Below are 14,580 nucleotides of genomic sequence, written 5' to 3' on the forward strand. Positions count from 1 at the left end.
GCCATCCCCGTGTTCTTGATTCCATTTCGTTGGATACCATCGATTGCGTGACCAGAAACGAGCACGCGGCTTTGATTGCTTCATGGGCCCCAAGCAACTCGCGGGCATGACTGAAAGGCAGACGATTCCATTCGCTCTCATCAACGACTTCGAGCTCGCGCATCGCTGGTGTTTCAAATTCAACTCACCAAGCGATATCTTCATGGCAGACGAATTTCCGCTGCCGCGGATGTGATCGAGTCCATTCCGTCTGATGAGAGTTGTGACGATAAACCCGATCGAATCTGTCCAGATCGTCGTCGTATCACTAGCCCTCTGCCTGCTGCAGGGTTCGGACATCGCTCGCGCTGCTGAACCCGAATTGAGCGACGATGCGATTCGAACCGCGATTCTCAAATCAGTGCCGCTGCTGGAAAGGGGAGCAAAAGGATCACTCGAGCTCCGAAAGCAGTGTTTCAACTGCCACAATCAGGGGCTGCCGCTCATGGCCCTGCAAACTGCCGAGAAACGTGGCTTTGTAATCGATACAAAACATATCCAGCAGCAGGTCCGCTTCACGTTCGATTTTCTGGGACGTAATCAAGATCGATATCGCGCCGGTGAAGGGCAAGGGGGGCAGGTCGATACCGCGGGCTACGCCCTGTGGGCTCTCGATGAAGGAGGCTGGAAGCCGGATGACACCACGGCCGCCGTCGTCGAATATCTCTTGATAAAACAACACGACCAGGAGCACTGGGAATCAGACGCCAATCGACCGCCGGCCGAGCAAAGTTATTTCACGTCGACATACGTCGCACTTCGGGGCCTGAAAGTGTTCGGAGTGCCGGAGCAACGCGAACGAATCGAAGCGCGGGTGGAACGAGTACGAAACTGGCTGCTCAGGACATTACCTGCCGACACTGAAGATCGCGTCTTTCGGCTGCGGGCTCTCGCCTTAATCGACGCGCCAAGCGACGTCCTTCAACAGGCCACGCAGGATCTTGTGACCACCCAACAACCAGATGGTGGGTGGAGTCAGACGCGCGAGATGACGAGCGACACCTATGCCACGGGTACAACGCTCGTCGCACTTCATGATGTCGGCGGCGTCAGCACAACAGCCCCAGCGTATCGCCGCGGACTTCAGTACCTGATTTCCAACCAACTGGACGATGGCTCATGGCACGTCGTTTCTCACAGCAAACCATTTCAAACCTATTTTGAATCCGGATACCCTCACGGGAAGGATCAATTCATTTCCATCGCGGCAGCCAGTTGGGCCACGACAGCGCTCGCAATCGCATTGCCCCCAACGCAAGAATCAGCGCCGTGATTCGCGCGACGCACGAACTGTCACACTTCAGGAACATCCGATGCAGAAATTGCCAGTGCTCATGGTCGCCTTCATCTGGAGCTTGATGCTGTCATTCATCAATGCGGCCGAAAATTCGAAACCCTTGAAAGTCTGTTTTCTCTCCGGCTGTCCGACTTACCATTCCGAGAAGATCTTGCCCGATTTCCAGACATTTCTTGAGAAGAACTACAACGTGACAACGACGCGTCTTGTTCGCGTTGCTGACGACGATCTACCAGGGCTGGAACAACTGGAGGATTGCGATGTCGCGTTCGTATTTTTCAAACGCATGAAATTGAAGGGTGAACAGTTGGAACGGTTCCAGAAATATGTGACCTCTGGTCGTCCCCTGGTCGGTGTTCGCACCGCCAGCCACGCCGTTCAAACCTGGTTAGAGTTTGATCGCCAGATTCTGGGCGGAAACTATCAAAATCACCACGCAAATGGGCCGGTCACAAACATCGACATTGCGGGCAACGCCGCAACACATCCCATCCTGGCGGGAGTAAAACTCACCGCGGCGCCCGAGTCGCTCTATAAGAATTCGGACCATGCCGCTGACATTCAGGTGCTCTTGAATGGCACGATCCCCGGCCAGCCAACTGAGCCATTAGCATGGACGCGAACTCATCACGGTGGACGACTTTTCTACACCTCGCTTGGAGGTGAAGAAACGTTCCAGGAAACGGACTTTCGTCGAATGCTGGCCAATGCCCTGTTCTGGACCGCCAAGCGCGATGTGGAATTGAAAACTCCCTGAATTGAAGCCTCACGTGAACGTTCACAGCCCGAAGAGAGGGGGACAGGCACATTTTCCCGATTCGATGGGAATCCACAGTGTCTATGGGAATCCACGGTGCATCAACGAGTGTAAGCCTTCCCTTTACCGCGGGAAAATGAGCCAGTCCCCGGGCTGTGAACGGTGACAAGCCTCACCCATGTCGGGTTTACGCTTGCGTCGAGCCTGCCCCGCCTTCACGATACGTTGAGCCAGGTCCATTGGTGAGTACGTTTGTCCAACGACTTCAACTTTCACGAGACTGCGTCTATGAAGTTCTTTTGCAGCATCCTGTTGGTAATGGCGACATTGACGGTCAGTCGCGCAGAAGGCCTGCCTCGTAGCACACCTGAATCCCAAGGCGTTTCATCGGCTGAACTTCTCAAGTTTGTCGAGACCGCTGATCAGCAATTCGATTCACTGAACAGCATCATGGTGGTGCGACATGGTCATGTCGTCGCCGAAGGTTGGTGGGCACCGTACCACGCGGAGGCGCGTCACTCGCTGTATTCACTCAGTAAAAGCTTTACGTCGACCGCAATCGGAATCGCCATTTCCGAAGGAAAACTGGGCATCGACGATCTCGTCCTTCCCTTCTTTCCCGACGACGCCCCGAAGGAACCGAGCGAAAATCTGAAGAAGATGCGGGTTCGCGATCTCTTGCGAATGGCGACAGGACACCAGACCGAACCCTCACGCGCCGACGACGTACACTGGGTGAAAACGTTCCTGTCGCATCCCGTCGCATTCAAGCCCGGATCGCACTTCCTCTACAACACCCCCGCAACTCACATGCAGTCCGCCATCGTCCAGAAAGTCTCCGGCGCAACCCTGCACGAATACTTGAAGCCGCGCCTGTTCGAACCGCTGGGGATCGAAAACCCGACCTGGGACAATAGCCCGCAAGGGATGAGCATCGGCGGGTACGGCCTGAATCTCCGCACCGAAGACATCGCACGCTTTGGTCAACTGTACCTTCAGAAAGGGCTGTGGAAGGGCAAGCAACTGGTTCCCGCCGAGTGGATTGCCGAGGCGACGTCGCGCCAAACCGCAACCGGCAGCGATCCTGTCAGTGACTGGGACCATGGGTACGGCTATCAGTTCTGGCGCGGCCGTCACGGGGCCTATCGAGGCGACGGTGCCTTCGGCCAGTTTTGCATCGTCCTGCCCGAGTTGGACGCGGTCATCGCCATCACCAGTGGCGTCAAAGATATGCAGGCAGTGCTGAATTTAGTGTGGGACAAACTTCTGCCTGCCATCAAGGATTCGACACTTCCAGCCGACGACGACGCACGCGGGAAACTTGAAAATGTTCTGCGCGGCTTGGCCTTGCGCAAAGTTGAAGGGACCGCCGAGCCCGCGAAAGTCTCGGGGAAGAAGTTTGTCTTCTCCCCGAGTCCCAGCAAGCTGGAAGCGATCACACTCGACTTGGGCGATGACAGCGGCGATGTCACCCTCGTTGCACGCTTCGATGGCGTCGAGCATCGAATCCAATGCGGGCGGAAGACTTGGGTGGCGGGAAAAACCCGCTGGGGTTTGATGCCAGAACAGCCTGTTGCCGCATGCGGGGCATGGACCGCGCCGGGAACCTTTACAGCCAAACTCTGTTTCGTCGAAACACCGTTCGTCACGACGGTCACTTTGAAATTTGATGGGAACGAAATTCGTTGCCACTCTAAGCCAAATTTGGAGTTCGGCCCCAAGCACGAATTCGAAGCTCTGGGGATCGCGGGTGAAGTGGCTCCCGCTGCAGCGAAGCCGCTCACCACCGATGTGAAACCGATCGAACCCGAAAAAGTTCAATTGGTCGCAGCGCCAGCCAACACCTCTGGGTCGCGACCACCCCATGATTTCGCCAAATGGGAGAAAGCGATCGCGGCCTACGAACAGGCAGACCAAACCAATCCGCCTCCAAAAGGAGGAATCGTGTTTATCGGGTCATCCACGATCCTGCTCTGGAAATCGTTGGTAGAAGACTTTCCCGATCACAAAGTCATCAATCGCGGTTTTGGCGGCTCTGAAATTGTTGATTCCACCCATTTTGCGGATCGCATCATCTTTCCCTACGAGCCAAGACAGATTTATCTGCGGGCCGGTGGAAACGACATCCACGGAGGACGCACCCCCGCAGAAGTGGCCTCGGACTTTGTCGACTTCGTGCAGAAAGTTCATTCTCGTCTGCCAAAGACCGAGATCTACTACATCGCAGTCAGTCCGGCCCCCTCACGATGGGGTGAAACAGACAAATATCGCGCCCTGAATGCGCTGATCCGGCAAGCCGCCTTGGATCTTCCTCGCGTAGGATTCGTCGACGCATTCGATATCACGCTTGGCAGCCAAGGCCAGGCCCGAAAAGACCTGTTCGTACCGGACATGCTTCATCTAAACCCTGACGGCTACCGCGTCCTTGCTGAAGCCGTTCGCCCATTCCTGCCGACCGGGAAATAGGGGCACATTCATTCGATTTTGGCCGGTTCGCGAGAATCACCTCAGTCGCTCGCAAGGAATCGCAGATCCATCGCAAGCTGTGGCTGTCAACCTGCCGATCTTATGATAAGCTATCGCTGATATGTTCGGCTGTCATTCATGAGAGGCATCGCATGCTGACGGTTCTCGGCGATTCGGCAAAACTGTGCGATGGGGTCACGCGACGCGAAATCATGCGCGTCGGTGGATTGTCACTCTTTGCCGGCATGAGTCTGCCGGGATATTTGCGAGCGACGGAGTCGTCGGCAACAACGCGCCCCGGTCGCGCGAAGTCAGTCGTGCTGTTCAATCTGCTCGGTGGTCCGAGTCAGATGGATATGTTCGATCTGAAGCCGAACGCACCCGTCGAAGTGCGCGGTGAGTTCCTGCCGATCGCCACATCCGTCGACGGACTGCAAATCTGTGAGCATTTGCCGAACGTGGCAAAGCTGATGCACAAGACGACACTGATCCGCACGGTCAGCCACGGCTACAACGCGCACAATCCGTTGCCGATCATGACCGGCTTTACCGGCGGCAATTTCGGACAATTGAAGGCTGATCCCACTGATCCACCGGATGTCGGTGCAATCTGCCAGTATCTAGGACTGGGCCCACGCAACTTGCCCGGAGCGGTTTGCCTGCCTTGTTATCCCGGGTGGGGCGAGAGTTCGATGTACGCCGGCCTGCGTCGCCCCGGCCCCTATGGCGGCTTTCTCGGCAGCCAGTACGACCCGCTATTCGCCGTCTGCGATCCGAAATTCGGACGCGAACCAACAGTCAAATTCTACGATCCGGTCCTTCCCATCGGTGACCCGCAATTGCCGTCTGTCGACGAGCTGCCCGACATCACGGTGAATCGACTCAGCCGTCGCCGATCGATGCTTGATCAACTCGACACACAATTCGCCAAAACGCGGCAGTCGGGCTCAATCGATCGACTGAGCCTGTTTCAGCAGACCGCATTCGACATGCTGACCTCCAGCAAGACACGTGACGCATTTGATCTCTCGCAAGAATCCGCTGACACGCGCGATCGATATGGACGGAACCTGAGCGGTTCCAGCATGCTGGTGGCCCGTCGACTGGTGGAAGTGGGCGTGCCGTTTATCAGTGTCCACGCCGAGATCTTCGGCAAGTATGGGCACTCCTACGATATGCACGAGAACAATTTCGGGATGCTCAAGGACTACAACTTACCGATCCTGGACCAATGCGTTCCCGCATTGATCGAAGACTTGGATTCGCGCGGGCTGCTTGATTCCACGCTGGTCATTGTGATGGGTGAAATGGGACGTGCCCCAAAGATCAACTCCAAAGCCGGCCGTGACCACTGGCCACAATGCGGTTTTAGCCTACTGGCTGGCGGAGGTGTCAAACGTGGATTCGTCTACGGCGAAACCGACAAACAAGCGGCATATCCCATCAGCCACGCCGTTTCGCCGGGCGACCTGGTCGCGACAATTTACCAGCAATTGGGAATCGATCCTCACCTGACCGTCCGCGACCAAACCGGCCGCCCGATCGGGATCTCACACGGCGGCGAACCGATCACCGAAATTATCGCCTAACCGGCCTTGATGCGGATTGGTTGAGCGACGAATTCCTAAACCGTCGCTCCAAACTCAGCCTCGGACCATTCAGATACACAGTACGCGGAGAGCGTGCGTCGCTGATGTGCCAGGAAGTCTGAAGAGATTCGTTCTTTAATTCAGACACCCTCCGTCAGAGGGTCGGTTTCATGACAACCGCTGAAGAATTCTTGCATGATTCAAGATTCCGGAATCGAGTCACCAGTTAACTGCTGCTTGACTGCCCTGAGCGCGCCATCCAACGCAAGATTGCCGCGAAGCAATATTCCCAGGCAAAGCTATTCAAACCAATTAACGCAGCACCAAACGCGACGCTTTCGACTGTCGGTGAGGGCGTGCCAGGAGACGGGAAAAAAAGAAACGAGGCAAAAGGAACGCTGAGTCCGAAAGCCAGCACAATCCCGCACTCCGTGTAAGGCGATTCTTGTCGATGACCGGCAAGTGAATCTACTGCAATTATTGTCAGCCATCCGGCGCAATTGAGCATCGCCAGCCACCCACCCAAATTGGGGCGCCAGTCTTTTGATGAGCCTACCATGAGTCACACCCCCTTGGTGGTGTAGATTCAAGGACTTTTGGCTTGTTCATAATCCGTGGATTACGGAGCAGGAGATAACACGACAACGCAATCAACTGGACGACGATGGACCAGTAGGGCAACCGAAGCACTTCAGCCCAGATCGTACGAGGGCCTTTTTCAATAAACACAGGTGAACCGTCATCAGCTCGGTAGGCCAAGAATTTGTTATCAACATAACGGATTTTCGTGATATAGATTTCGGCATGTGCTGAATGGAGGGTCAGGCTAGATCCGATGGGGTATTGCTCACCAGTTGTTCCGATCGTGCGCACCCACCCCACCGTGAGCATACACGCCATCGCCAGCGTTACCACTCCGACCTTTCGTCGCCATGACTTGAAGTAACTCACGTTACGGTCCTCAATTCGAAGTGGTGAGCGGTGATTCAGCTCGCCTTGCCGATCGAGGCTTCGACAGCAGTAGCCAGATGGAAATCAGAGTCAGGGGGATGACGATCGACCAATAGGGGATCATCTCCCTGACCAGTTTAGGGTGACCGGTGTTTATCCCAAAGTTTGTGATGATTCCATTGGGTGTCGCATATCCCCAGCCAAATCGATCCGAAAGACTGTATTGAAACGCCAAAGCCGTCTCGATTCTCCGTGTCATTGACGCACCTGGGCCATAATCTGCTTCAGGGGCTCGTCTAGTGGATTCAATGGTAACGATCGCTGCCTGGGGTCGATTCAATACAAAAACGCTCTGATGGCCGGAAACGACAACCGTATTGCCGAATAGAAGAATCCAGTCGGCATGTGTTCGACTTCGGGTCCAGGCAGCCAACAACACGCATGCCATCAGCAGCGTGACGACGCCGAGCTTGCGCCGTTGAAGCTTGAAGTAGCCGTTCATGGCTGGAGGCCCTGATTCGGCACGGATCGCGTCATACGTGGCTTGCTGAGCAACAGGTAGGCGGAGAGCACTGTCAGCGGAAGAACGATCGACCAGTAGGGAATTGTCATCCAATTGCTTAGGAGAGTACAAGGCAATCCCGTAGCAAGCACTTGCACCAATCGAGCGTCGAACAACGGCCGACGGCCCGAAAGGTTTATTCCATCAGGCGTTGAACGAGCCACGACGAACTCACCGCTGCCAAGTGGAAATTCGATCTTGTCTCCAATATGCGGACTTCTGACCCACCCCGCCGTGAGCACACACGCCAACACCAGCGTCAACACGCCCATCTTTCGTTGCAGCGGCTTGAAAAAATCGCCCATGCTGTCGATCTCAATTCGGGGTGGAAATTGGTGATTCGACTCGCTTAGTCTGTCACAGTTTCGACATCAGAAGCAATGCGGAGAGAAGGGTCAGCGGGAGAACGATCGACCAGTAACGCACGGTGTACATAGTGCACTTGATCTTCGAAGTCGTTCCATCAGTCGCCGTATCGACGATGTCAAACTCGGAGCGAGCAAAGCCGAGGAACTGCCATTTTGTCCTATCTTGGACTGCCCGTGCAGCAGTCGACTCTGTTTCACGCGAATTGGAGTGCGCAATCAGTGGTTGGAAAGGAGGACTCGAGCCTGCAGTCAGGTGTGCTTGCCCATCCATCGACATAAACAAGATATCGCCGAATCGAACATTATCCATCCCCGTTGAACTTCTTATCCACCCCGCCGTGAGCGCACACGCCATCGCCAGCATTACCACTCCGACTTTTCGTCGCCATGACTTGAAGTAGCTCACGTTACGGTCCTCAATTCGAAATGGCGAGCGGCGATTAGGCTCGCGTTGCTGGTCGAGGCCTCGACAGCAATAGCCATGTGGTGAGAATGGTCAGGGGGAGGACGATTGACCAGTATGGAATCTGAAAAGCAGTCAGATTCAGCGGAGCAGGGGATTCAGTTCCTTTTCCGATATCAAACCCACCCCACTTCCAACGCCATTTGGTGCCGTCTCGACATCCTTGAAATGGGTGGTCATCGAATTTGATGTTCGAAGGCGGGTACAGAAACTTTGAACTCGTGAAGAATTTTGGAGTCCCAAAGCGAACCAGGGGGCCACTCTTATGCTGAAAGCACACCGTGCCCCGCTTAGAGATCGCTTCGTAGATCGCGGTGTCATGGAAACGAAAAGCAACCGTATCATTCTCTGACTGACTCCTGAACCAACCCACCGCAAACGCGCAAGCCATCACCAGCGTGATCACGCCCAGTTTGCGTTGCAGAGGCTTGAAGTAGCCGTTCATGTCTGGATGTCCTGATTCGGCGTGGATCGCTTCGCCCGCCACTTGCTGAGCAGCAGGTAGGCGGAGGAAAGGGCCAGCGAAAGGACGATTGGCCAACCCGGAATTGTCAGGCAAGAAAACTGAATCGGATACTCTCCACCGGACGCAGTCCTCATTGTCGGCGTCGATAAATACACACTGAACGGTTGAAGTTCGAATGCGGTCGAGACTGAGGTATCCCCAAAATCCAAGAACCGACGCACGCCTCGGCCCGGTGTGGCATGGATACCAACTCCAGGGATCGATCGCACAGGTTCAGCAGCATCCGTCATCCAGAAATAGGGCCGCGTTTTGGTTTGATCAGTCTTTCCGCTGATCGAGAGCAATCCGAGATTCACGCTGCGTGCACTAAGAGAAATCTGAAAGTAATGGTCCGCTCGATATGGAATTGTGAACGTGTCGGCAATCCAATCGCTTCGGAACCAAAGACTCATTGCGATGCACGCCACGAACAGCGTTACGACACCGTTCTTACGATTCCGTGGTATGAAATAGCCGTTCATGCTGGCACTTTGGCTACTATCCGTGGCTTGCTGAGTAGCAGGTAGGCGGAAATCAACGTTAGCGGGATGACGATCAGGACGTTCACATTCCACGATCTGCGACACACGAGCGCCACAATGCGCCCTCCGCGGGAGTTCACCCAAGAGTCGTACAGGAGTGGCTTAGCCACTCGTCGATCCAATTGACGATGGACATCGACTCGCACAGTCTTCCGTCCACGCGTCAGGGCACGGCCGGGAAGTTCGACCGAATTTTGCCAGCCGAGACGCGGAAGTGACGATAAACCGAGAAAATCAAAATTGGCGACATGTAGCGATTTGATTTGACGTAACTCAATACCCCCGGCGGGATTCGAACCCACGACCTACGGTTTAGGAAACCGTCGCTCTATCCAGCTGAGCTACGGGAGCATAATTGCATTCAAGGTGCTTTTTCGCGTTTCGATTTGGGGGCCCATCACGACACGTGGTTCGTGAAATTCCGATCCAAATCCAGCAGCCAAGTCTTGGAAACTTTTCCCAGAACTGCCATCCCCCTAACGGCATAGACGAAAAAAGTTCGGGACAAGATTTGCCATTTCGGCCCGTGGGCCAAACCCACAACTGCCGGGCACAAGTATCTCGATCAAAGGGACGACCTGCAAGCCGGAAGCGTACCCAGAAATCCGTGGTGACTTTCCTCGTGCGCCTGCCCGAGATCTTGTCGAATGATTCCTGCACGCGAAGCCCCTATTCCGAAGGCATTCCACAGCCGAAGCAACCTGATAATGTCCGCGCTATGGCCGCGATTTACCGCGACGTCCCTGAAGAAGACTCTCGGCCTACGTTGCGAAACGAAGCAGAGAGAGACGGTTGCGAAAGAGACGGAGTCCACCATCCTGATCGGCAACGCCTGATCCGATCACTTCGCTTTCGCCCGCGGCTTGCTGAGCAGCAGATAGGCGGACAGCAGCGTCAGTGGGATCACGAATGACCAATAAGGTGCGGCAACAATTTCTCTGGCCGCATCCGCGATTGAGGAGGGAGCCAGATAAACCGACGTTGACGTGCTGCCGTCCGGGTTCGTCACCACAACTGGTGGTGGAACAATTGTTGGTGTTGAAGGCCGCGGCGTCACGATTTCTTCGACGGTCAATAAGGCAAACGACGAGTGATCGCTCTCGAAAACAAGACCGCGAGAAGTTCCAGTGAACTGACGAGAATCGATCCAATCACGACCTCGTAAACTCCTGACCCATCCCGTAGCAAACATGCATGCCAGTCCCAGCGTCACCAGGCCAAGCATGCGCTTCGGACATTTGAAGTGACTCATGGCAACTCGCCCCCTCGACGTGGCGACGAAATCCCTCGCCCAAGTGGCCTGCTGAGCAGCAACCAAGCGGACATCAGGGCCAGAGGGATCACGATCGACCAGTACGGAATGATCCAGATCGCAATCGAATAACCCCTCTCCAGTGGTGGATCGTACGTCAAACCAGAGCTCGACGTGCTCCCGGCGACCATTGCCGAACGTCTCAAGTCTTTAATGGCGAAGTTCAAATTTTCCTTGAGAAGAACAACGCTTTTCAATCGCGCGGCCGCATACGAGGACATGACGCGCGTCGTCCATTTTGCTGATGGCCGCACCTCTGTCATGGTCGGATCAAACTCTGTAGCAAGAATAAGCCGCTCGTTACTCGAGAACCCGAAAACGGTTTTGTGAGTGTTGATTGGCAACTCAATGCAATCACGATTGCATCGACTTCTCGCCCATCCGCCCATCAGAACGCACGCGATCAGTAGCGCCACAATGCCAAGCTTGCGTTTCCAACTCCTGAAGAAATCTCGCATGGTGTGACTCGCGGATGACTCGAAACGCATTCGCTGTAGGTTGCCATCGCGAACAGGAGGACGCAAGGGCGAGTGGATCGTCACGGGCCAGAGGGGGGACAGCCCCATTTTCACGGATAAAAAACAGTTGTGACGGCAGCGTGCTCTGTCAAGGAAATGTGTCATCCCCAGCCTAAGAACGGACTACCATTTTGAGTATTCGGCAACACTGAAGCGAGGGAGCTCAATCAGTGCTTCATCTTTGGGGCGGCGGGATCTATTGGGGAACGTTTAGCAACCTGTGGAAGTAAGAAAGACAGGCACCTTTGCGGTCACGATGTCATGGCGTTTCACTCCTGGCATTTGCGAGTTCTTGGGTCCGTCGCGACTTACCGAGCAGCAGGCAAGCGGACAGAATTGTGAAGAGGATGGTGCTGACAGAATAGTCGATGAAGAGGGCGTCTCGCGGAGCAACGCCGGTTCCCAAACCCAGAACCGTAATCTGTTGCACGGGTTGCGATCCAAACCAGGGCGGCTTCGGCAAAGGTCCACCCCATCGATTGCATGAGAACCCTCCGCGGTCCGACCTTATCAGAAACACGGTTTCACCTACTCGTACAAAACCCCAATCTTCATACGACCGGCACCGAATCCAGCCAGACAAGCATAGGCATGCCAGCAGCAAACTGACGACGCCAAACTTACGTTTCCAAGAATGAAAGAACTTCAACGCCACCGCCTCCTTCTCCGCGCGGATCGCCCCGTCCAATTCATGACTTTAAGACATTGTGTCACGCGTGATGACTTAGATACAATTTCGGTGGAGTTTTGAACATGCCGTTTGCGGAGATTCGTCATGCTGTGGAACACGCGCGTCATCTATCGGCTTGCGCACACACTAGCGCAGATCGCATTTGCAGCAATCCTCTTGTCAGGATTGGTGCTCGCCAAAGATGATCATGGTCGTATTACAAAGTTGTTTCAGCAACTTGAGGGACGTTGGAAAATCACCGAGGTCGAAGTTTCTGGTGAGAAAGTTGAATCCGATGAGGAGTGGAGTTTTACTCACGGAAACTACACGTGGCGTGATTCGAAGCGTGAGATTCGCGGTGAAGGCAGCATCAACGACACCTGGAACCCTCATCAGATCTATTTCAAGCACAAGCACTCATCCCTCACGGGACGGATTGAAACGGACGTACGCAATTGGGATACGGGAATCTACAAGCTCTCAGACGATGGCGACACACTCACGGTCTGCATCGGTCGCTTGCCTCTAAAAGAGTTCACAACGTCCAAAGATGACGGCCGAAGGCTGTTCGTGCTCAAGAGAATTAAAGACAAAGTTCCGGCGAATTGATCGAGTTGGTTGCCGCAATTTTTCGCGATGTTCGTTTTAGTGAGATGCCGTTGCCGTCCCGAGCAACGGCAATCGAGAAGGGCAGTCTTTTCACATTTAAATTTAATGAGCGCAAAGAACGAACCAGCATCTCAAGCCGAAAGGGGGACACAAAAACGCCCCCCCCTCCGTTCGCTCGAATCGATCAGCATCATTGATGTTCGCCGCAGTGTGCAATGACGACCAATGCATGAAATGGACTCACTTGGCCGCCAGCGGCTGTTTCGCATGCTCCGCAAGATCTGGAGTGCCGTTGTGGTTCGCGTCGATGGTTTTCAAATCCACGAAGACGTAGGGCCGCAGATAGGCTTCCTGAGTGCCTTTGGCGTAAGAAACCCAGAACCGCAGCGCGGTGGTGTCGTAAACGATATTGACGACGTTTCCGCCCTTAATGGGGATTTGATTGGCGAGTGCGACCATCTTTTCGCCGTCGAGTTTTCCGTAGGACTTGGTCAGAGTAGGAAAAGCGCCGCGGCCTTCGTCGTTGTACACCAGGCATGAAGCCACATTCGGAGCGAACTCATCACTGGGATCATTGTCGTTCCAGATCGCCACCTGTCGACCGGCAGCTTCTGGTGCGTGCGCACGAATCTTGACGGCCCGGTGTTCTTTCTGGCCGTCGCCAAACACAAAGTGATACCGCTTGGTCATTGGCTGAGCACCAAAGATCTTCAGCGTTTCGCTCAACGAATCGGCGTCGTACAGCATGGTTCGAAAAAAGATAGTGAAATGCGGGGCGTGAATCTGGTATGGGGCTTCTTTGCCTGGGGCATCTCCCATTTCCGCAAGCGCAATTCCACGGGCATTCATCCCGGTATGTGCACCAATCACCCCTGCAAATGTCGGAACGACGTGAGGATTTCCGTGATCAGGCAGGTACATTACGAGCACCGGATAATTGTGAGCCCCGACCTCCATGCTCCAGTCGAGATTTCGAGTCTGGTACAGATGACCATCGACCGTGGCTTTGCCCCAAACGGCAATACTGCTGCACGAGTAAGGCATCAGCAGCGGAACGGAATGGGCCGCCTGTAACAGAGTTAACGGCAAACCTGATCCATCCGCCAGTCCCGCGAGTTCCTGCTCGACCCGATCATCCGCAAACGCAGCCGAACGCGACCAGACTTCCACCAGATCGGCCTCGGAAACCTTCAGTTCATCCGCGATTCCTTTAATGGCGGCCGGAAGAAACGCGTGCATTTCCTGCTGCATGATCTGCCCGAGCTGTCGTCCCATTTCGTAGGGCGTGCCTTGAACAACAACCAGGGGAAGTTTTGCATCACCTTCGCCAACGAGAATCTTGTTTCCCGTCAGCTTGCTCGCCTCGGGCCGGGCAAAAATCGTCCGCGTCGGAACCTTGGAAGCCTCACCTCGGACGACAGCGGCTTTGTCGTCGCCATACGACGAACTGGAAACCGCAAAACTGGCAACCAGGCAGAACGAAATCCCACGAATCAATTTGCGTCCACGCTGACAGTTCAAAAACAGGCCTTTGCAGCTCATGCAGAATCTCCTGAGTTTCGTCTGAACGAGAGAACTAGTGATCCGATTGCGGAAGAACCCGCCGTGATGACACAAGGATGTGTACTTGAAAACCGTTCAACAGCATACGAAAGCCGTGTGAAAAAGTCCTGTAACAATCCAGGATGACTTCATCGCCCTGAGATCATCTGGTAACCGTCCACAGTCCGAAGAGAGGGAGACAGTCACATTTTCCAGGTTAGATTGGAATCCAAGGTGCATCCAATAGGGTTATCCTTCCCTTGACCGCGGAAAAATGAGCCAGTCCCCGGCCTGTGAACGGTTGCGATCATCTGAAATTTGACCGGCAGTTATGATATGAATATCGATCACGTTGTTCGTCGTGTCGGCGATCACAAACCCTTGCCGATC

The 14,580-nt window shown here is 54.6% G+C and carries 11 protein-coding genes and 1 tRNA gene; 5 read left to right on the top strand and 7 right to left on the bottom strand.

The window, feature by feature from the left end; translation table 11 throughout:
• Positions 1 to 262: 262 nt before the first annotated feature.
• The 4 genes from OSO_RS0129300 to OSO_RS0129315 all read left to right on the top strand — a co-directional run bounded on the left by OSO_RS0129300 (position 263) and on the right by OSO_RS0129315 (position 6,148).
• A complete protein-coding gene (locus OSO_RS0129300; protein WP_237729351.1) occupies positions 263 to 1,312 on the top strand; it encodes a prenyltransferase/squalene oxidase repeat-containing protein in 1,050 nt (349 codons plus the stop codon).
• A gap of 40 nt (positions 1,313 to 1,352) precedes the next feature.
• Positions 1,353 to 2,093: a ThuA domain-containing protein gene (locus tag OSO_RS0129305; RefSeq protein WP_010586526.1), complete on the top strand. Its 741-nt coding sequence runs from the start codon at positions 1,353 to 1,355 to the stop codon at positions 2,091 to 2,093.
• Between the two features lie 288 nt (positions 2,094 to 2,381).
• Complete coding sequence (locus OSO_RS45675; protein ID WP_010586527.1) at positions 2,382 to 4,559, top strand: serine hydrolase; 2,178 nt, start codon at positions 2,382 to 2,384, stop codon at positions 4,557 to 4,559.
• A gap of 152 nt (positions 4,560 to 4,711) precedes the next feature.
• A complete protein-coding gene (locus OSO_RS0129315; protein ID WP_010586528.1) occupies positions 4,712 to 6,148 on the top strand; it encodes a DUF1501 domain-containing protein in 1,437 nt (478 codons plus the stop codon).
• Between the two features lie 961 nt (positions 6,149 to 7,109).
• Here OSO_RS0129315 and OSO_RS0129330 read toward each other — a convergent pair.
• The 6 genes from OSO_RS0129330 to OSO_RS0129380 all read right to left on the bottom strand — a co-directional run bounded on the left by OSO_RS0129330 (position 7,110) and on the right by OSO_RS0129380 (position 11,832).
• Positions 7,110 to 7,601 (bottom strand): hypothetical protein, encoded by a 492-nt coding sequence (locus OSO_RS0129330; protein ID WP_010586531.1) that lies wholly within the window; start codon positions 7,599 to 7,601, stop codon positions 7,110 to 7,112.
• Complete coding sequence (locus OSO_RS0129335; RefSeq protein WP_010586532.1) at positions 7,598 to 7,966, bottom strand: hypothetical protein; 369 nt, start codon at positions 7,964 to 7,966, stop codon at positions 7,598 to 7,600. The genes OSO_RS0129330 and OSO_RS0129335 overlap by 4 nt, the downstream gene beginning before the upstream one ends.
• A gap of 967 nt (positions 7,967 to 8,933) precedes the next feature.
• Positions 8,934 to 9,479: a hypothetical protein gene (locus OSO_RS0129350; protein WP_010586535.1), complete on the bottom strand. Its 546-nt coding sequence runs from the start codon at positions 9,477 to 9,479 to the stop codon at positions 8,934 to 8,936.
• 337 nt (positions 9,480 to 9,816) lie between these two features.
• Positions 9,817 to 9,890 (bottom strand) — tRNA-Arg (locus OSO_RS0129360).
• Between the two features lie 490 nt (positions 9,891 to 10,380).
• Positions 10,381 to 10,791 carry a hypothetical protein gene (locus tag OSO_RS0129370; RefSeq protein ID WP_010586538.1) on the bottom strand — a complete coding sequence of 137 codons (411 nt, stop codon included), beginning with the start codon at positions 10,789 to 10,791 and terminating at the stop codon, positions 10,381 to 10,383.
• A gap of 837 nt (positions 10,792 to 11,628) precedes the next feature.
• Positions 11,629 to 11,832 (bottom strand): hypothetical protein, encoded by a 204-nt coding sequence (locus OSO_RS0129380; RefSeq protein WP_029247609.1) that lies wholly within the window; start codon positions 11,830 to 11,832, stop codon positions 11,629 to 11,631.
• Positions 11,833 to 12,144: 312 nt separating this feature from the next.
• Here OSO_RS0129380 and OSO_RS0129385 point away from each other — a divergent pair, with 312 nt between their 5' ends.
• The gene (locus OSO_RS0129385; RefSeq protein ID WP_010586541.1) at positions 12,145 to 12,648 is read left to right on the top strand and encodes a hypothetical protein; all 504 of its coding nucleotides are present in this window, start codon (positions 12,145 to 12,147) and stop codon (positions 12,646 to 12,648) included.
• 240 nt (positions 12,649 to 12,888) lie between these two features.
• Here the strand turns inward: OSO_RS0129385 and OSO_RS0129395 are convergent, their stop codons facing one another.
• Positions 12,889 to 14,190 (bottom strand): C45 family autoproteolytic acyltransferase/hydrolase, encoded by a 1,302-nt coding sequence (locus OSO_RS0129395; protein WP_010586543.1) that lies wholly within the window; start codon positions 14,188 to 14,190, stop codon positions 12,889 to 12,891.
• Positions 14,191 to 14,580: the final 390 nt, after the last annotated feature.

The organism is Schlesneria paludicola DSM 18645 (assembly GCF_000255655.1).
GTDB lineage: Bacteria > Planctomycetota > Planctomycetia > Planctomycetales > Planctomycetaceae > Schlesneria > Schlesneria paludicola.